The sequence below is a fragment of the Hansschlegelia sp. genome, assembly GCF_035538955.1.
In the GTDB taxonomy this organism is placed as follows: domain Bacteria; phylum Pseudomonadota; class Alphaproteobacteria; order Rhizobiales; family Methylopilaceae; genus Methylopila.
In genome coordinates, this window is sequence record NZ_DATLJK010000001.1 from 29,549 (window position 1) to 46,187 (window position 16,639).

Annotated in this window: 18 protein-coding genes; 8 read left to right on the forward strand and 10 right to left on the reverse strand. The window is 69.0% G+C overall.

The genetic code is table 11. The features are described 5' to 3' along the window. Positions 1 to 100: 100 nt before the first annotated feature. Both VM780_RS00135 and VM780_RS00140 read right to left on the reverse strand, forming a co-directional pair. The gene (locus tag VM780_RS00135; RefSeq protein ID WP_325443867.1) at positions 101 to 751 is read right to left on the reverse strand and encodes an ANTAR domain-containing response regulator; all 651 of its coding nucleotides are present in this window, start codon (positions 749 to 751) and stop codon (positions 101 to 103) included. Continuing rightward, positions 751 to 1,905 carry a transporter substrate-binding domain-containing protein gene (locus VM780_RS00140; RefSeq protein WP_325443868.1) on the reverse strand — a complete coding sequence of 385 codons (1,155 nt, stop codon included), beginning with the start codon at positions 1,903 to 1,905 and terminating at the stop codon, positions 751 to 753. Before VM780_RS00140 ends, VM780_RS00135 begins: the two co-directional genes overlap by 1 nt. A gap of 510 nt (positions 1,906 to 2,415) precedes the next feature. Between VM780_RS00140 and nthB the strand changes: the two genes are divergently transcribed. From nthB to VM780_RS00180, 8 genes are all read left to right on the forward strand, one after another. Continuing rightward, on the forward strand, positions 2,416 to 3,090 hold the full coding sequence (gene nthB / locus VM780_RS00145; RefSeq protein WP_325443869.1) for a nitrile hydratase subunit beta: 675 nt from the start codon (positions 2,416 to 2,418) through the stop codon (positions 3,088 to 3,090). A 65-nt stretch (positions 3,091 to 3,155) separates the two neighbouring features. Beyond that, entirely contained in the window at positions 3,156 to 3,770 is a 615-nt protein-coding gene (gene nthA / locus VM780_RS00150; RefSeq protein WP_325443870.1) for a nitrile hydratase subunit alpha, read from the forward strand. 13 nt (positions 3,771 to 3,783) lie between these two features. After that, entirely contained in the window at positions 3,784 to 4,122 is a 339-nt protein-coding gene (locus VM780_RS00155; protein ID WP_325443871.1) for a nitrile hydratase accessory protein, read from the forward strand. Positions 4,123 to 4,227: 105 nt separating this feature from the next. Continuing rightward, the gene (locus tag VM780_RS00160) at positions 4,228 to 4,749 is read left to right on the forward strand and encodes a DUF1097 domain-containing protein (RefSeq protein WP_325443872.1); all 522 of its coding nucleotides are present in this window, start codon (positions 4,228 to 4,230) and stop codon (positions 4,747 to 4,749) included. A 75-nt stretch (positions 4,750 to 4,824) separates the two neighbouring features. After that, positions 4,825 to 5,046, forward strand: coding sequence for a CbtB domain-containing protein (locus tag VM780_RS00165; RefSeq protein ID WP_325443873.1), 222 nt, complete (start codon positions 4,825 to 4,827; stop codon positions 5,044 to 5,046). Between the two features lie 11 nt (positions 5,047 to 5,057). Further along, entirely contained in the window at positions 5,058 to 5,816 is a 759-nt protein-coding gene (locus VM780_RS00170; protein ID WP_325443874.1) for a CbtA family protein, read from the forward strand. 50 nt (positions 5,817 to 5,866) lie between these two features. Then, on the forward strand, positions 5,867 to 6,469 hold the full coding sequence (locus VM780_RS00175) for a hypothetical protein (RefSeq protein WP_325443875.1): 603 nt from the start codon (positions 5,867 to 5,869) through the stop codon (positions 6,467 to 6,469). A gap of 28 nt (positions 6,470 to 6,497) precedes the next feature. Continuing rightward, positions 6,498 to 7,067, forward strand: coding sequence for a histidine phosphatase family protein (locus tag VM780_RS00180; protein ID WP_325443876.1), 570 nt, complete (start codon positions 6,498 to 6,500; stop codon positions 7,065 to 7,067). 45 nt (positions 7,068 to 7,112) lie between these two features. Here the strand turns inward: VM780_RS00180 and tehA are convergent, their stop codons facing one another. The 8 genes from tehA to VM780_RS00220 form a co-directional block, all read right to left on the reverse strand. Next, positions 7,113 to 8,141: a dicarboxylate transporter/tellurite-resistance protein TehA gene (gene tehA / locus VM780_RS00185; protein ID WP_325443877.1), complete on the reverse strand. Its 1,029-nt coding sequence runs from the start codon at positions 8,139 to 8,141 to the stop codon at positions 7,113 to 7,115. A gap of 108 nt (positions 8,142 to 8,249) precedes the next feature. Then, positions 8,250 to 9,215, reverse strand: a complete 966-nt coding sequence (locus VM780_RS00190; RefSeq protein WP_325443878.1) for an alpha/beta hydrolase — start codon at positions 9,213 to 9,215, stop codon at positions 8,250 to 8,252. A gap of 158 nt (positions 9,216 to 9,373) precedes the next feature. Continuing rightward, on the reverse strand, positions 9,374 to 10,264 hold the full coding sequence (locus VM780_RS00195; protein ID WP_325443879.1) for a LysR family transcriptional regulator: 891 nt from the start codon (positions 10,262 to 10,264) through the stop codon (positions 9,374 to 9,376). A gap of 504 nt (positions 10,265 to 10,768) precedes the next feature. Beyond that, on the reverse strand, positions 10,769 to 11,233 hold the full coding sequence (locus VM780_RS00200) for a nuclear transport factor 2 family protein (protein ID WP_325443880.1): 465 nt from the start codon (positions 11,231 to 11,233) through the stop codon (positions 10,769 to 10,771). Between the two features lie 183 nt (positions 11,234 to 11,416). Continuing rightward, positions 11,417 to 13,480 carry a pyridoxamine 5'-phosphate oxidase family protein gene (locus VM780_RS00205; RefSeq protein WP_325443881.1) on the reverse strand — a complete coding sequence of 688 codons (2,064 nt, stop codon included), beginning with the start codon at positions 13,478 to 13,480 and terminating at the stop codon, positions 11,417 to 11,419. 48 nt (positions 13,481 to 13,528) lie between these two features. After that, the gene (locus tag VM780_RS00210; RefSeq protein ID WP_325443882.1) at positions 13,529 to 14,146 is read right to left on the reverse strand and encodes a glutathione S-transferase; all 618 of its coding nucleotides are present in this window, start codon (positions 14,144 to 14,146) and stop codon (positions 13,529 to 13,531) included. A 120-nt stretch (positions 14,147 to 14,266) separates the two neighbouring features. Next, entirely contained in the window at positions 14,267 to 15,544 is a 1,278-nt protein-coding gene (locus VM780_RS00215; protein WP_325443969.1) for an MFS transporter, read from the reverse strand. A 24-nt stretch (positions 15,545 to 15,568) separates the two neighbouring features. Next, on the reverse strand, positions 15,569 to 16,579 hold the full coding sequence (locus tag VM780_RS00220; protein WP_325443883.1) for a helix-turn-helix domain-containing protein: 1,011 nt from the start codon (positions 16,577 to 16,579) through the stop codon (positions 15,569 to 15,571). Positions 16,580 to 16,639: the final 60 nt, after the last annotated feature.

Consider the following 16,639-nt stretch of genomic DNA (forward strand, 5'->3'; position numbering starts at 1 on the left):
GCGGGCTGGCGTCGATGGCAGCCGTCGTCCTGGGGTGCGCGACGGCGTTGCGCCGCCTGCGAGGCGATCGCCGGTCGACGCCGTCGCGCGTCGCGATGGGTCAGCGTCGGGCGAGCGTCAGCTCGACCGAATCGTCGTTAGAAGCTCCGGTCGGCTCTGACCGGCAGGCGAGTTGCTGTTCGCAGTAGTCTTCGAGGCTGAGACGACTGCGCATGCTGTCGCGGCGCAGGATGGCGTAGGCCTCGTCGTCGTCGACGGCGTGCTGTTCCATGATCCGCACGATGGTCTTGATCACCAGCCGCCGCCTGCGCCGCCGATCCTGATGCTCGCACAGTTCATCGGCAAGCGACCTGCGCTGCAGGTGTTGGTTCACCCCAAGGAACAACGTCATATAGACGGCGCCCGCGTAGACTGGCTTGCGCAGGAAGGCAGTCGCGCCCTGAGCCATCAGGCCCTTCAGTCGGCTCGGAGCCTCGACGCCGACGAGACCGATCACGGGCGCAGGCGGCAAGCCGTTGATGATCGCGCTCGGCCGCAGCACGCCCTCGAGGTCGCCGTCGACGAACAGCACATCACGTCCGAAGCTGAAGTCCGACGCGTCGACGGCGGTGGACGACGCGGGGGCGCCAGGCCGTTCGACCGCCAGGCCAAGCTTGGTGAGGACAGAGGCCAACGTATCCACGCCTCCGTCCGGGGAGGCGAAGATCACCGCTCGCATGCCGCGGAAGTTCTGGACTGGCGCCTGAGACATCAGTTCACCACTCGAAGTCGGGAGGCGGGAGATCCCCAGCCGTCTGTCGCTGAAAAGCGGACGAGGTACGGGTCCGGACGGATCGGCGCGGGCTCCTGGCGGATCACGTCGAAGGATGCGTCTGCTCGAGAGCGTCCGATCCGCGGGGTGAGGTAGAGGTGCATGGTCTCGGCGTCGACCAGCACTTCACCCTGCGGCGCGGCGAGGCGCTGGCGCCCGAGCGCGCTGCGCACCGCGCCGATCTCGTCGCTTCCGGCCTCGGCCATGGCCGCCGCGAGAAGCTTGACTGCGATGTAGGACGCTTCCGCATCCGCCGAAGCCCAGGGCCGGTCAGGGTAGGCGGCCGCATAGGCCGCCACGAAAGTCCGGCTCTCGACCGTCTGCAGCGAGGAGAAGTAGACGCTGGAGCTGATGTGTCCGTCCATGGCCCCGTCGCCGATGTCCACGAGGTCCGGCTCATTGAGGTTGCAGCTCGCGACCGGCATGACGGCCGGCTGGTCGATCCCGCGATCGCGGCAGGCCTCCCGAAGGCGTCGGATGAACGAGTAACCGCTGACGCCGATCAGCGACGAGAACACGAAGCTCGGCTGCGCCGCGAGGATCGCCTGGATCGTCTTGGCGAAGTCCGTTTCGCCGACCGGCAGGTAGGGCTCGGCGAGCACGGCGCCGCCTCGGGCTGCGACGACCTCCCGCAGGATGCGATTGTTCTCCCATGCCCAGATGTAGTTCGAACCGACGCAGAAAGCCCGATCGCCGTAAGACGACATCAGGTAGTCGATCAGCGGCAGGATATGCTGGTTGGGCGCCGCGCCCGTATAGACGACGTTGTCGGAACTCTCGAAGCCCTCGTAGTGCGACGGGTACCAGAGCATCCCGTCGTGCTTCTCGAAGGCCGGGATCACCTCCTTGCGGCTCGACGAAGTGTAGCAGCCGACGACCTGACGGATGCCTGAGGAGAGGAGCTGAGAGCTCAACGCCGCGTAGCGCGAGAGATCCCCTTCGGGGTTCACGACGACAGGCTCGAGCTTGATCGCGCCGGCGCCGTTGACCTCGGCGACGGCGAGCAGCGCACCGTTCAGCATGGGCCCTGCGACGGAGCCGTAGGGCCCGGTCGAGGAGAACATCAGGCCGATGCGGAAAGTGTCTGTCGTCATCAGGTCGCCGAACAAAAAAGCCCTCGCGCCGTGAGGCTTGAGGGCTTCGCTGCCTAACGCGTCGAGTGTCGCGCCGTAGTGTCTATCGAAACTCTGACGCTCGATTGGGCATCTTTGCCCAGCGCCTACGTCAAGCTTCAACTCCCGCCTTCGCTTGTCAAGCTGCGATCACTCAGTTGCTCCCGGCAAAACGAGTAAAATGCGCGCGTTACGGGGTCAAAAAATGTGCTTGACTGTCGATTGGGCGCGCCGCAATCTCAAATCAAGCGTCGGGCAGAGCTGCCCGTGTAGACGCAAGTCACTAGAACCACAGGAACTCGGCACAGTCGCCCGCAGCAAGATGCTGACGGGCTTTTTTGCGTTTGGCGGCCATAAACCGCCTTGCGGAAGGGCCTTGCATCTTCGTGTTTACTGGCCTGGGCGATCGCCGTGTGTGCGCCCGTCTGGCCCCGGCTCAATCGAGGCGACGGCTGCTCCTGAGCCGCGCCCATCGCCCGCGGAGGCTTCAGCGTGAAGGTCCAACACTATCTGGGGGGCATCGAGAATCTCGGGCCCGTGACCGTCGAGAAGCGCGTGTTCGTCGAGCCGTGGGAGGCGCAGCTCTTCGCCGTCCATACAACGATGATGGGCACCGGCATCTGGGCATGGCCGGACCTGCGCGTTCTCGCAGAATCCATGAATCCCCTCGATTACTTCAAATACCGCTACTACATCAAGTGGCTCGGCGGCATGTGCAAGTTTCTCATCTCCAAGAACTACATCTCGGAGAAGGAGCTCGAGGAAAAGACAAAGTACTACCTCGACAATCCCGAGGCCAAGCAGCCGAACTCTGGCGATAACGACGTCACCGAACGCGTGATCGAGTACTTCTACACCGGCGCGAACCCCTACCGCGACGTCGCGGTCAACCCGATCTTCAAAGCCGGCGACGCGGTGCGGGTGAAGGACATGCCGCCCGCCGTCCACACCCGCCTGCCGGGCTATCTCCGCAACAAGGTCGGCGTCGTCGAGACGGTCTACAAAGGCGCTTATCTGTATGCCGACAACGTCCCGACCGACGGCATCTGCACGGCTCAGCCGGTCTATCTCGTGAAGTTCAAGACCCGCGATCTCTGGAACGACATCCCGGACAAGGGCGACGTTCTCTACAACGACTTCTTCGAGGTCTACCTCGAGGCGGCCTGACCTGAGGTCACCTTCATCTTCACGATGGATAACGGCGGCGCGCCCGCCAAGATAAGGCGAAGTCCATGAGCGACGATCACGAACATCATCATCATCTGCGGGAGAGCGAAAGCTACTACGCGGCGCGCACCAAGGCGCTCGAGTCTCTGTTCCGCGAGAAGGGCCTGATCGGCACCGACACGGTCGACCGCGTCATCAACTTCTTCGAGCACGAGATGGGGCCGTTCAACGGGGCCAAGGTCGTGGCCAAGGCCTGGACCGATCCAGCCTTCAAGGCGCGGCTTCTCGCCGACGCCAATAAGGCGATCGCCGAACTCGGCATGCGCGACGGCATCGAGGGGGAGAACCTCAAGGTCGTCGAGAACACGCCGGGCACCCACAACGTGGTCTGCTGCACGCTCTGCTCGTGCTGGCCGTGGCCGCTGCTCGGCCTGCCGCCCTACTGGTTCAAGGATCCGGTGTTTCGCGCGCGGATCGTGCGCGAGCCGCGCGGGGTGCTCTCCGACTTCGGCGTCACGCTGCCGGACGAGAAGAAGATCGAGATCTGGGATTCGAGCGCCCAGGTCCGCTACTTCGTGATCCCCGAGCGTCCGGCCGGCACGGAAGGCTGGGACGAGGAGAAGCTCGCGGCGCTCGTCTCCACCGAGGCCATGCAGGGCCTCGGCCTGGCGACGGCCTGAGGGAGGGCGGACGATGGACGCCTATGTCGACGACCTGACCGGCCGCGAGGCCATTCCTCGCAACTGCGAGAGCCTGAAGTTCGACGAGCCCTGGCAGGGCCGCGCCTTCGGCATGGTGCTCGCGCTCGCCGAGGCGAAGTCCTATCCCTACGAGGACTTCCGCAAGAGCCTGATCAGCACCATCGGCGAATGGGACAAGACCCACGAGCCGGGCGACGAGACCTGGAGCTACTATGAGCAGTGGCTCGCAGCCTTCGAGAAGCTCGCGCTCGACAAGGGGCTGATCAACCCGGACGAACTCGACCGGCGCACGGAAGAGTTCCTGCACCGCACCCGCGACGAGGTCATCTGACCTCGATGTAGTCGGCTTCGATCTCACGCTTCGCCGGCGGCGCGCGGTTTCCTGCGCGCCGCACCGGGCGAGCCGTTTCCTCACGCGTCTTGGAAGGACGCAGCCATGATCATCCCTCTCGCAATCAGCGTGGGCCTGCTCGGGGGCGTATGCACCTGGCTGTTCCTCGCGACCAACGCCTTCCTGATATGGGCGGCGTTCGCGGCCTGGGCCTGCTTCTATCACTCGGGCGGCGACGCGGCCGCCTTCCGGACGACCATCGTGTCGAACCTGTTCGGCGTCGTGGTCGCCTGGACGGCGGGACTTGCGCTCTCGATGATCGCCCCCGGACCCGCTCTCGGCGCGACGATCGTGGCGGCCTCGATCGCGATCTACATCCTCGCGGCCTACATCCCGGCCTTCTCGTCGATCCCGGCCGTCACCTACGGCTACGCCTGCACCTTCTCGTTCCTGACCCAGAATGCGGACGCCTTCACGCCCGCCGTCATGCTCTCGGCTTCCGGCCGGAATGCGCTCCTGATCGTCCCGTTCTCGATGATCATCGGAGCGTGCTTCGCCTTCGCCTCGGCGAAACTCGCGGTCTGGATCCACAGCCTCGCGCCAAAGCCGTCCGTCAGCCCCCCGTAAGCGGGGGCGTCGGCAAACATCTCGCCGCGCGGCCCCGCGCGGCGGCCCACCGACAGTCGAACCTTGGAGATCCCCATGAGCAACGCAGCCTTCGCCGTCACCGCGCCGACCCCCGCGCGCGCCGAGCCAATCCCGGTCTCGGCGATCCTGCCCTGGGCCGTCTTCGGCGGCCTGATGCTCCTCCTCACCGTCTACTTCGTCGGCGCGGAGGAGGGAGCGACCTCGCTGATAGGAGGCTCGTTCGTCCACGAGTTCGTGCACGACGGCCGCCACCTGCTCGGCTTCCCCTGCCACTGACGGAGAGCGAGATGGTCGGCAACCTGCTGCTGAGGGGCATGATGATCGGCGTGCTCGCCGGCCTTCTCGCCTTCGGCTTCGCGAAGATCTTCGGTGAGCCCTGGGTCGAATACGCCATTGCGTTCGAGGACCATATGAGCCACGCCGCCGCGGCGTCCGACGAAGCCGGCGAGCCCGAGATCGTCAGCCGCGCGACGCAGGCGGGCGCAGGACTCTTCACCGGTCTCGTCGTCTACGGCGCCGCGGTCGGCGGCCTGTTCGCTCTGGCGTTCGCGTTCGCCAATGGACGGCTGGGCTCTTTCAGCCCGCGCTCGACCGCGGCGCTTCTCGCGGCTCTTGGCTTCGTCGCGATCGTGCTCGTGCCTCAGCTGAAGTACCCCGCTAACCCTCCTGCGGTCGGCAGCGCGGAAACGATCGGTGCGCGCACCGAGTTGTTCTTCGCGATGCTGGCGTTCTCGGTCGCATTGATGGCCGCGAGCGTCATGCTGGCCCGCCGCGTCGCCGAGCGGCTGGGAGGCTGGAACGGCGCCACGACGGGGGCCTTCGTCTATCTCGCGGTGGTCGCGGTGATGTTCGCGGCCCTGCCAAGCATCGAGGAGATTCCAGCGTCGTTCTCGCCGGCGGCGCTCTGGAACTTCCGTGTCGCGTCGATCGGGGCGCAGGCCGTGCTCTGGAGCGTCATCGGCCTCGGCTTCGGGGCCGTCACGGAACATGCGGCGAGGCGCGCCCGACCTGCTGCCCGTGCGGCCGGCGCGGCAGGGTGGCGATGACGCCTCGCCGATCTGATCTGCAGCTCGGAAGGGTTCTCCGAGCCGCAATCATGGCCGCGAGTCTTGCTGTGCCCGGCGCCGCGCTCGCCCATCCCGGCGGGCCGGCGCCGTCGGCAAAAAACGGCCTGCCGATCGCCGCGATCTCGCATGGCGAGATGGCCATAATCGACCAGCATCTCGATGACATCGTCGAGCTCGCCAGGGCGCAGGCGGCGACGGACGGACCCATGCGGCGGCTCATGAATCATTTCGGCGTGCAATACGCCTATTGCGGCTGGGGATTGGCGCCCGGCGGGGTCATGCGCGAGGACAGCCCGTTCAATCCGTGCGCCCATGCCTATCTGGCGGCCGCCAAGGAGCTTCTGCTCGCCATGACCCGCGCCCCTGCGAGCCGAACGCGGGCGCTCGAGATACTGGAGCGGATCGAGAGACGCCGCACGGCGTCGCCCCAGGCCGGAGAAATCTGCTCGTCGAGCGGAGACACGTTCACCACCGGCGCGATCGTCAGGCCCCGGCTGGCCGATGTCGCGAGCGATCCCATCACGGCTTCCCTGGGCTTCGGGTTCGTCTTTCTGGTCGCGGGGGGAATTCTCGCGGCGACGGCGGCTCGCCGCCGATCGCCCGAGCAGGACCGAATGCGAGCCGTCCAGTGAGCGGCGCAGCGGGCGCCGGTCCGGCGCGATGACGCTGCGCCTGATGCTGATATGTGCGGCCCGAGCGAAGCGCCCACGCTTCCCGGGCGTCGAAGGTCTAGACCCCATCGCGCCTGCCATCGACGCAGCGCCTGATTGGCGTGTCCCTCGGATCGACTTGTGCTGGCGCGCACCGGACGCGATGTCCCGCCGGACCGCCGAATGGCTGGACGTCGACGCGGTGATTTCGGAGGAACTCGCCGAGATCGACTACGGCTCATGGCGCGATCGGCCGCTGGACGAGGTGGCCAGAGAAGAGCCCGAGGTGTTCAAAAGCTGGATCGATGATCCGTCGGCTGCGCCGCATGGCGGCGAATCCTTCGCCGACCTCATGTCCCGCGTGGGCGACTGGCTCGCTGCCTGTCAGTCGCTCTCGGGCAGCGCTCTCGCGATCGCGCCGGCGTCGGTTATCAGGGCCTGCGTGCTTGCCGCGCTTCGCGCCCCTCCGGCGGCGTTCGCAAATATCGACCCGGACCCCCTCTCGCTCTCGAGGCTCACGAGCGACGGCCGCCGGTGGAGCGTGCGTTCGTTTAACGAGCCGCTGAAGCAGCGTAGATGACCGACGATCGGCTGGAGACGGACGCTCCGCCGCGGCCGGCCCCGGTCAGGTTCGCGCTGGGCTGGCCGCTGTCGGCGCCGCGAACATCCTGCCGCTCAGAAGTAACGCCAGGGTCATCACTGCGAGGCCGACGATCAGGCTGTTGGCGGCGACGAACAGCGCCGGAGCGAGGACGATGAGCGCGCCGGCGTCGCCGTGGGCGACAAGCAGAATGGAGGCCGTTGCCAAGGCGGTGGCGCCGAAGCTGAAGGCCCAGAGCCCGGGAACGGCCCCCGCTTTCGCGATCCAGGGCGAGAGCCGGGCGAGGACCAGAACCTGGAGCAGGGCGTAGCCGATCAGGGCATGCGCGGGCAGGTCGGGCGCCCCGCCCCCGACTGAGAGGTAAGCCACCGCCGCGACCGGCGCGGGCGCCAGCTGGATGCCCAGAGTCGGACGCAGCGCAACAGGCGTCTCGGGCCCGGTCAGCAGGCGGTGGAGCAGCACCGATTCCATCGCGAGCCATGAGAACAGGCCGGCGCCGAATGCGAGTTGGCCCCATTCCGGGTGGCCCAGCGCCGCCGCGCCGGTGGCCGAGACGAAGCTCCCCGCGACGCTGGGGAGGTACAGCACCGCGGTCGTGGCGCTGGGGTCCCGGCCGCCCTGCCAGAGCCCGCCCGTCCGCCAGACCGCGAAGCCGAGGGTGAAGAGGAGGCCGAGGCTGAACAGGACCGTCCCGGCGCCGGCGGCATGCGGCGCGAGCCCGCCTGCGACAAGCATGGTCGCCACGCCGGCGAGGCCGATAAAGCAGCATTGGACCGGGTGGGCGACCTCGGCGGCCAGCTTGTCCGGCGCGAGGACGGCCTTCACGGCATAGAGTAGGACGAGCACTGCCCAGACCGCGCCGGCGAGGATGTAGACCGCTTCGCCGATGAGCCCGGGCAGACGCCACGCGAGCGCGGCCGCCCGCCAGGCGCCGCCGAGGCCGGCCAGCCCGAGCACGATCCCGAAATACGCAGCGGGCGTGTTCGCGGCGACCTCCCTGAGGCGCGGCACGACGGGGAGGCGGGGACCGTCGATCAGCGGAACCGTGTTCATGACCGTTCTCCTGAAAACAGGGTGACCACCGGGGCGAGGCGCGCCGCGGACCACGCCCCTCGTCACCGGGCCGTGGTCCGCACAGGCCGGTCTCGGCCGTGCGAAACGTCAGCGTTTGGCGACCTGTTTGTCGAGGAAGCCGCGGATCAGGGGCGCCATCTCATCCAGCTTGTCCTCCAGCGCGAAGTGGCCGGTGTCGAGAATATGCAGGTCCGCGTTCGGCAGGTCTCGCAGGTAAGGACGCGCCCCTTGCTCGGGGAAGATCTTGTCGTTCTTGCCCCAGAGGATCAGCGTCGGCGGCTTGCGGTCGCGGAAGAACGCCTGGAACTGCGGGTAAAGGGGCACGTTCGTGCGGTAGTCGTAGAACAGGTCGAGCTGGATATCCTTGTTGCCAGGCCGGTCGAGAAGGGCCTGATCGTGGATCCAGTTGTCCGGGCTGATCCTCGAGACGTCCCGAACCCCGTCTGTGTATTGGAAGATCGTCGTGGGGAGCGTCACCAGACCCGACAGCGCTTCGCGGCTCCTGGCCGAACCGTCAGCCCAGTAGGTCTTGATCGGGTTCCAGAACTCGCCCAGGCCCTCGTCGTATGCGTTGCCGTTTTGGATGATCAGGCCAGTCACCCGCTCCGGATGCTTCAGCGCCAGCCGGTACCCGACGGGCGCGCCGTAATCCATCACGTACATCGCGTAGGACTTGGCGCCGAGCCGCCCGAGCAGGCCGTCGACGAGGTCGGCGTAGTGGCCGAACGTGTATGCGAACTTGGCGTGATCGGGCGCGTCGCTCTGGCCGAAGCCGGGGTAGTCCGGCGCGATCACGCGGTAGCGGTCGGCGAGCGTCGGGATCAGGTTGCGGAACATGTGCGAGGAGGTCGGGAAGCCGTGCAGGAGCAGCACGACCGGGCCATCGGCCGGGCCCGCCTCGCGGTAGAAGAGCTTCACGCCGTCGACCGTCGCGGAACGGTAGTGGACCGTCGCCGGCGCCTGGGCGGCGACCCGGGCGCTGCCCGCCTCGGCGTAAGAGGGAAGGCTGGCGCTCGCCGTCGTGAGCATCAGGGCAAGCAGAAGATGTTTCATCGGTCGTCTCCATTGGTAAGGCGATCGAGCACCTCGCCGCCTCATGGAGACATCTTCGGTCTTCAACCTGCAGGCGTTAATCAGCGTCGTGCGGAAGGCATTGTTGCCGCCTGCGGAACAACGGGGTCGCCTGCGCCTCGCGCTTGCCGCGCTCCGGCCTAGTTGAGCAGGCGGTTGGCCCGCAGGCGCGCCACGGCCAGGTCGACGAAGGTCCTCACCTTGGCCGGCGCCTGCCGTCCTTCCGGGTAGACCACGTGGATGGGCAGCGGCGGCTCTTCGTAGTCCGCGAGCACGATCTGCAGGCGGCCTTCCAGCAAGGCGGAGCCGATCTGGTAGTGCAGCACCCGCGTCACGCCCCAGCCCGCGAGCGCCGCGGCGATGCCGGCCTCGTTGGTGTTGCTCATCAGTGCGGGATGGACCGTCACGCGCTGGTCCTGCGCGAACCGCCATTCGGTCGACGCCCAGGCGCCCGTGGACATGGCGACACGGTGGTCCCTGAGGTCCTGCGGCGTCTGCGGAACGCCGCGCCGCTCGAAATAGGCTGGCGAGCCGCAGACGACGCGGCGCACCGACCCGACCCTCGCGGCCGTGAAGCCGGAATCCGAGAGGTGCCCGATGCGCACGGCGACGTCGACGCCCTCCTCGACGATGTTCACCTGCCGGTCCACGAACAGCGTGCGGGCCGCCATGGTCGGGTAGGCGTCGAGGTAGTCGGTCACGATGGGCAGCACGTGCATGTGGCCGAACAGGACCGACGCCGTGACCGCGATCGTTCCCGACGGCGTCGCGTAGGAGCCGGCCGCCGCCGCCTCAGCCTCGAGGATGTCGGTCAGGATGCGCCGGCAGTCCTCGTAGTAGCGCCCTCCCGCCTCGGTGAGCTTCACGGAGCGGGTGGTGCGGACGAACAGGCGGGCGCCGATGGTCTCCTCCAGCGCCGCCACCGCGCGGGTGACGGCCGGCGGGCTCATGTGCATGACGCGCGCGGTCTCGGCGAAGCTCGCCGTTTCCGCGACCTTTGCGAAGATCCGCATGGCCTGCCAGCGGTCCATGATCTGGCCTCTCGGTTCAGGCTGCCCAGCCGTGCTGGCCGTGAGAAATACAGCTGTTCGCCTCGGCGCGCCGCGAGACGGTCGTGGGATGGTAAACCGTGCGACGGGCCAATGCCGACTAACCTGCGGGGGTGAGCGCCAACCCGGCGTCCGGCGCCGCCGCAGAGCCAGCGAGGGCTTCGGCCAGGCTCTCGATCTCGCGACAGACCTCCTCGGGAATGCCCGACCTGACCGCCTGCGCGCGCTCCCAGGGAAGCCGCAGTCGCCCGCGGCCGCGGTCAGGGCCAGGGCCCGCGCCCGCGACATGCGCGCGTCGAAACTCCGGCCCCGGCGCGCGGCGTCGATCTCGGCGCCGCACATCCCAAGCCCCCGGGCTTCCGCTTCTCGCTCCGAAGAAACGGGCGCGTCGCGGCTCCCGTCCGCCAAAGCGAGCTCAATGGACAGGCGCACGCGCCCGTCCAGGCTGAAGGATGACATGGCGGCGCTCCGGTCTTGTGAGGACAGTCAGAAGCCGAAGTGGCTGAGACCCGGATGGTCGTCCGGCCGGGGCCCGAGCGGCCACCGGAACTGCCGCTCCTCTTCCCGTATCGGGTGCTCGTTGATGCTCGCGTGGCGGGCCCGCATCAGCCCGTCCTCGGCGAACTCCCAGTTCTCGTTGCCGTAGGCCCGGAACCACTGCCCGCTGTCGTCGTGATACTCGTAGGCGTAACGCACCGCGATGCGGTTGCCGGTGAAGGCCCAGAGTTCCTTGATCAGGCGGTAGTCGAGCTCACGGTTCCACTTGCGGGTCAGGAAGGCCTGGGCCTCCTCCCGGCTCCGCACGAACTCGGCACGGTTCCGCCAGCGGGTGTCGGGCGTGTAGGCCAGAGCGACCTTGGCGGGGTCTCGGCTGTTCCAGCCGTCTTCGGCGAGGCGGACCTTCTCGATGGCGCTGGCCTCGTTGAACGGCGGCAGTGGGGGACGAGACATTGGCTTCTCCTCAAGGTTTCAGGATGGGGGCGGGCGGAACTGAGGCGGGCGGCCGCGCCGCCGACGCAGGGGTCAGGCGGCGAGGCGGTCGACGGCGGGGGAAGTCGACGTCGGTGTTCAGCGCCCGGTTGAGGTCGTTGGTCAGGTGCTCAGAGCGACGTGGGCACAGCAATCGCGGCCCGGTCAGAGGGCGAGGTGGACGGGCCCGCTGCCCGCAGCGGGGGTCGCCGAGCAAATCAGGACCTCATCGTCGGCGTGGGGCGCCGAGGGCGGTTTCGCGTAGGTGACGGCGCCCGCCATCAGCCTGGTCCTGCAGGTGCCGCAGGTCCCGGTCCGGCAACTGAACTCCGGACTGAGGCCGCGGGCTTCGGCGAGCTCGAGCAGCGTTCCGGCGTCCGGCGTCCAGCGCGCCTCCTTCGACGAATTCAGGAAGGCGACCGGGACCGGCTCCATCGAGGCGGGCGGCAGCTTGGCCGCCTCGACGTCGGCCGGGACGCTCCTGGCCAGCGACGACGGCCCGAAGGTCTCGGCGTGGATGCGGTCGTCGGCGACGTTCAGGCCGCGCAGGCCGTCATAGAGCGTCTGCGTGAAGGCGGCCGGACCGCAGAGGTAGAAGTCGTAGTCGCCGAACGGCAGGACGCGCGAGAGGAGCGCGGCGTCGACCCGGCCGGCAATGTCGTAGTCGACGCCCTCGACGGCCTCCCCGGGCGCGCTCAGCACCCGCACGACTCTGACCGCGCCCTGGGCTGCACGCGCGAGCTCCGCCACCTCCCCGTCGAACGCACGCTCGTCCTTCGAGCGGGCCGCCTGGATCAGGATGGTCGGGCGGATGTTCCGGGTGCGCAGACCCTCGTAGACGAGGTGGCGCAGCATCGCGAGGAGCGGCGTGATGCCGACGCCCCCGGCCAGCAGCACGGCCGGCCGCTGGGCGTGCGCATCAATGGTGAAGCCGCCGGCCGGCGCCCGCGCCTCGACGATGTCGCCGACCCGCAGCGTGTCGTGCAGGTGGCGCGACACCGCGCCGTCGCGCTTGACGCTGATCCGGTAGACCGCGTCCGAGGGCGCGACCGAGAGCGTGTAGGTGCGGATGACCGGTTTGTCCGCGCCCGGAAGCGTCACGCGGATGGGCAGGTGCTGCCCGGCCTCGTGCGGGATCAGCCCGGCGCCGTCCGCGGGCAGGAGGTGGAAGGAGCGGATAGAGCGGCTTTCGTCCACGATTTTGGCGACGGTGAACGGACGCCACCGCGTCGCGAGGTCGGCGGCGCGGAGTCGGTCGGCGGCCTCGCGCCAGCCGCCGGTCATCAGGGAGTTCGGCGACCAGCCGTCCGTCCGCAAGGTCCAGCGCAGCGGCAGCGCGCCCCGCCGCCGGACGATCCGACGCGGCGTGAACGTCCAGAGCCGCTCTGCGCCCTGGAAGGCGGCGATCTCAGGCGAGGACAGGATGACCTCGGCGTCGCCGGTCATCTGCAGGAGGTCGCCGGTCGCGAAGTCGGCGAAGACGAGGCCCGCCTGGCCGTTCAGCAGGATGTTGCCGAGCGTCGCGAAGAACAGGTTGCCGGCGAAGTCGGGAATAGTCAGCGTGCCGTCGGCGGCGACCCGGACGAAGCCCGCCTTGCCGCCGCGATGCGAGACGTCGACCTGGCGGCGGTCGTCGCGCTCCGCGTAGGTGGCGACGAAGAAGGTGTCGGCGCTTTCGATCATGGCGCGCGCGTCGGCGTCGAGTTCGGCGCTCTCCTCGACGACGCCCCCGAAGGGCTCCTGCGGGTCGCGGATGGCGGCGGCGTCCCGAAGCTGGATGTACTGCGGACAGTTGCCGAAGCTCTGGTCGACGGCCAAGTTCAGGACGCCGTCCGCCGACGTGCGGATGACGCCGTTGACGCGGTTCCGGCGACGAGTGTGCAGCTCGATCCCGAGGAGTCCGATGGCGCTGCCGTCGCTCATCCCGTCGCTTGCCGGGTCGCTCGGATCGGGCGCAGCCTTGATCTCGAGGCTTGTCGGCGTCGGCGAGGCGATGAAGCCCGGACGGCCTGCGATCAGCGTGGCCCAGGCGTCGCCCCGGCCGTCGACGGCGCCCGCCACGACGAAGGGCAACTGGGCGTAGAACGCGCGATGCTGGTCGGGGATGAAGGGCCGCACCACGCGCCGGCCCACCTCCTCCATGCGTTCGGCGACGCCGACATGCTGCTGGATGGCCTTCTCGCCCGGATGCCAGGTCGAGAGCTTCCTCATCGTCAGGCCGTCGCTCATGATGATCTCCCGTCAGGGTTCAGCCGGGGCGCGCCCGGACACGCGAAGTCACGCCAGGGCGGTGAGGCCGGCTGGGGTTTGGGCGAAAGGGAGAAAGCCCGGCAGCGCCTCGATCCGACGCAGGAAGGCGGTGACGTTGGCGTAGCCCGAGAGGTCGACGTTGCCCTCGGGGGCGCGCGCCAGATAGCTGTAGAGCGCGACGTCCGCGATGGTGGGGCGCTCGCCGACCAGCCAATCGCGCCCATCGAGATGAGCTTCCAGGCGCCCGAGCAGCGTGTGCGCCCGGCCGATCACCTCCTCGGGCCGGAAGTTGGCGCCGAAAACGGTGACGAGCCGCGCGGCGGCCGGGCCGTAGGCGAGCTCGCCGGCCGCCACCGACAGCCAGCGCTGCACGGCGGCCTCGTCCTTGGCGTCCTGCGGCAGCCAGTCCGTCCGCCCGAGCTTGCGGGCCACGTAGACCAGGATGGCGTTCGAGTCCGAGACGACGGCGCCGTCATCGTCCAGCACCGGCACCTGCCCGAACGGGTTGAGGGCCAGGAACTCGGGCCGCTTGTGGGCGCCCGCCTTCAGGTCGACCTCGATCGCCTCGTGAGGCACGCCGAGCAGCGAGAGGAACAGGCGGGCCCGGTGCGCGTGGCCCGAGAGGGGGTGGTGGTAGAGCTTCATGACCGCGTTCCCTGACTTCGTGGCCGGGACCAATCCCGAACCGCATGAGCAAGGTGACGCGATCAGAAGACGGCGAGAATGCTCGCCCTCAGCAGTTCATTGTTGTCACAGGCGGAATAATCAGATGCGAGGGAGCCGGTCTCTCGTCGAAGGGCCGCGACGCCACCGGGCGGCGCAGACGGCGAGGCCGATGGCGCAGCCGCCCGATATCGCGGCGAGGAGCGAGAGGTGCGTCGCGCCCTCGCCGAACAGGCGGTCCGTCAGCAAGCCCACCAGAGGCGGCCCGAGGCCGAAGCCGATCAGCGTGTTGCAGCACAGGAAGAGCGCGCTCGCGCGGCCGCGCATCGGCCGCGGCGTCATGGTCTGGACGCCCGAGAAGCCGGCGGGCGTCGCGAGCCCGAGCGCATAGGTGAGCGCCGCAAGCCCCGCGAGCGCAAGCGGCCCCTGGGCCAGGCAAAACAGGAAGCCGCTCGGAAGCGTTGCGGCGAGGCTGAGCGCGAGCACCGCGTAGGGCGCGCGGTGACGTAGTCGGCGGCGAAAGGCGTCGAGCAGCGCGCCGCCGGTCAGGTGTCCGGCCGGACCCGCGGCGAGGACGATCACGCCGAAGATCGCGCCGGCGTGCGCAATCGCGTACCCTTCACGCCTGACGAGCACCGTGATGGTCCATGCGGTGACGGCCTGGATCACCATCGTCGCCGAACCTGCGGCCGCGATCAGCGCGGCGTAGCGGCGCCAGCGCCCCGCGAGCCATTTGCGCCACGCGACCTTGGCGCTGTCCCTTCTCAGCGGAGCCCGCGGCGGCTCGGGGAGCGCAAGCACGGCGAGGATCAGCGCCAGGTTGGGGATGACGATCGCGACGAACAGCGCGCGCCAGGCCTGCGGGTAGCCCAGGAAGGCGAGAGGCGCGGTCGCGCCGAGCAGCGGCAGCAGCGCGCCGCCGCCAAGGAAGGCGGCGCTGCGGCCGAGCGTCGATCCGGCCGTGTAGATCGACACCGCCTGACCGAGGCGCCCGCGCGGCGCCGTCGCAGCAATCAGCGAGAGCGCCGCCGGAGACAGCGCCGCCTGGCCGAGTCCTAGCGCGACGCGCGCGCCAAACATCTCGCCGAAAGTCGAGGCGAAGGCGAAGGCCGTGCTCGCCGCGCTCCAGCAGGCGAGGCTCGCCGCGATCACCAGCACGCGGCGCGAGCGATCGGCGATCGGCCCAAAGGCAAGCGCGCCGATCGCATAGACCAGCACGAAGGCTGCGCCCTGCAGCAGGCCGAGCTGGAAGTCGCTGAGGCCGATCTCGATCTTGAGCGCGGGGGCGGCGAGCGCGAGCAGATAGCGGTCCGTGAACGCCGCCAGATGCACAAGGCCGAGAATAACCGCCGCGCTCCAGCCCGTCCCCGCCACGGTCATGCACGTCACGATCGGCAGGCGCCGTTAGCGCATCTCGTCCCACCAGCGGGCGATCTCGGAGCGCCCGCCTGACGGCGCGATGGGTCCTCTCCGGCGCGCGGCGCGATACTCGCCCGGCGTCACGCCATAGGCGGCGCGATACGCGCGGGATGCGTCGCTGTCGCTCGCAAAGCCGCACGCGAAGGCGATCTCGCCGATCCGCCGGGTGTCGTCCGCCCGCCCGAGCAGAGCGCGCATCTTCGCGAGCCGCCGCGTGCGGATGTAGCGCGCGACCCCGCCGTTCCCGGCGAAGACGCGGTAGAGCGAGGAACGCGAATGGCCGACCGCGCGCGCGACGTCGTCAGGGCCTGCGGCTGGATTGGCGTCGATGAAGCGCCGCGCGCGCTCGCGGGCGGCGAGATCAGACGCCGAAAGCGCGGTGGCGCCTTCGCCCTCCGGGCGGCCCGACAGCGCGAGCGACAGAAGCTCGGTCGCCACCTGGGCCACCCGGGCGCGGTCCGTTGGATCCTGCTCGTCGGGAAACCGCAGGAAGGAAGCAAGCAGCCCGCCGAACATCGCCGCCCGGCTCTCGGGGACGACCGCGCCGTGGAGGCGGTCGGCGCCGGCGCTCAGACGCTCCACGACCGCGCGCGGCGTCGAGAGCGTGAGCACCCGCGCGTCGGTCGCGGTCGTCGCCATCGGGCGGGTCATGTCGATCATGACCATCTCGCCCCGCTTCACGACGCGCTCGCCCTCGTCCGCCTTGACGGAGAACGCGCCTTCGAGCGCGAGTTGAGCGGTGAAGTGGTCGAAGCCGTTGCGCGCGACCCGGCGCGCGCAACGGACGTGGCGGACGCTGCGCAGACGGCGGTCGAACAGGATCATCTCGTCGAGGCGCTGCGCCTCGACCGAGACCCCGAAACGACCGTCCAGCGCCACGACGTCGGCGACTGGACCGTAGAGGTCGTGATAGGCCTCGAACCCACCTTGCCCGCCTTTGCCGGCCTTCGCGGTCGAGAAGCCGACAACCGACCGGGCCGCCGCTCCTGATGCCATCGATGCGCACTCACATGCATGCCGAGGGCACGGAGTTAGCTGGCCCTGTCTAGAGCGCGC

What these genes read in the sequence shown, in the direction of transcription:
- VM780_RS00135 (WP_325443867.1), bottom strand. Translation starts at nt 751, where the DNA reads ATGTCTCAGGCGCCAGTCCAGAACTTCCGCGGCATGCGAGCGGTGATC.
- VM780_RS00140 (WP_325443868.1), bottom strand. Translation starts at nt 1,905, where the DNA reads ATGACGACAGACACTTTCCGCATCGGCCTGATGTTCTCCTCGACCGGG.
- nthA (WP_325443870.1), top strand. Translation starts at nt 3,156, where the DNA reads ATGAGCGACGATCACGAACATCATCATCATCTGCGGGAGAGCGAAAGC.
- VM780_RS00155 (WP_325443871.1), top strand. Translation starts at nt 3,784, where the DNA reads ATGGACGCCTATGTCGACGACCTGACCGGCCGCGAGGCCATTCCTCGC.
- VM780_RS00160 (WP_325443872.1), top strand. Translation starts at nt 4,228, where the DNA reads ATGATCATCCCTCTCGCAATCAGCGTGGGCCTGCTCGGGGGCGTATGC.
- VM780_RS00165 (WP_325443873.1), top strand. Translation starts at nt 4,825, where the DNA reads ATGAGCAACGCAGCCTTCGCCGTCACCGCGCCGACCCCCGCGCGCGCC.
- VM780_RS00170 (WP_325443874.1), top strand. Translation starts at nt 5,058, where the DNA reads ATGGTCGGCAACCTGCTGCTGAGGGGCATGATGATCGGCGTGCTCGCC.
- VM780_RS00175 (WP_325443875.1), top strand. Translation starts at nt 5,867, where the DNA reads ATGGCCGCGAGTCTTGCTGTGCCCGGCGCCGCGCTCGCCCATCCCGGC.
- VM780_RS00180 (WP_325443876.1), top strand. Translation starts at nt 6,498, where the DNA reads ATGACGCTGCGCCTGATGCTGATATGTGCGGCCCGAGCGAAGCGCCCA.
- tehA (WP_325443877.1), bottom strand. Translation starts at nt 8,141, where the DNA reads ATGAACACGGTTCCGCTGATCGACGGTCCCCGCCTCCCCGTCGTGCCG.
- VM780_RS00190 (WP_325443878.1), bottom strand. Translation starts at nt 9,215, where the DNA reads ATGAAACATCTTCTGCTTGCCCTGATGCTCACGACGGCGAGCGCCAGC.
- VM780_RS00195 (WP_325443879.1), bottom strand. Translation starts at nt 10,264, where the DNA reads ATGGACCGCTGGCAGGCCATGCGGATCTTCGCAAAGGTCGCGGAAACG.
- VM780_RS00200 (WP_325443880.1), bottom strand. Translation starts at nt 11,233, where the DNA reads ATGTCTCGTCCCCCACTGCCGCCGTTCAACGAGGCCAGCGCCATCGAG.
- VM780_RS00205 (WP_325443881.1), bottom strand. Translation starts at nt 13,480, where the DNA reads ATGAGCGACGGCCTGACGATGAGGAAGCTCTCGACCTGGCATCCGGGC.
- VM780_RS00210 (WP_325443882.1), bottom strand. Translation starts at nt 14,146, where the DNA reads ATGAAGCTCTACCACCACCCCCTCTCGGGCCACGCGCACCGGGCCCGC.
- VM780_RS00215 (WP_325443969.1), bottom strand. Translation starts at nt 15,544, where the DNA reads ATGACCGTGGCGGGGACGGGCTGGAGCGCGGCGGTTATTCTCGGCCTT.
- VM780_RS00220 (WP_325443883.1), bottom strand. Translation starts at nt 16,579, where the DNA reads ATGGCATCAGGAGCGGCGGCCCGGTCGGTTGTCGGCTTCTCGACCGCG.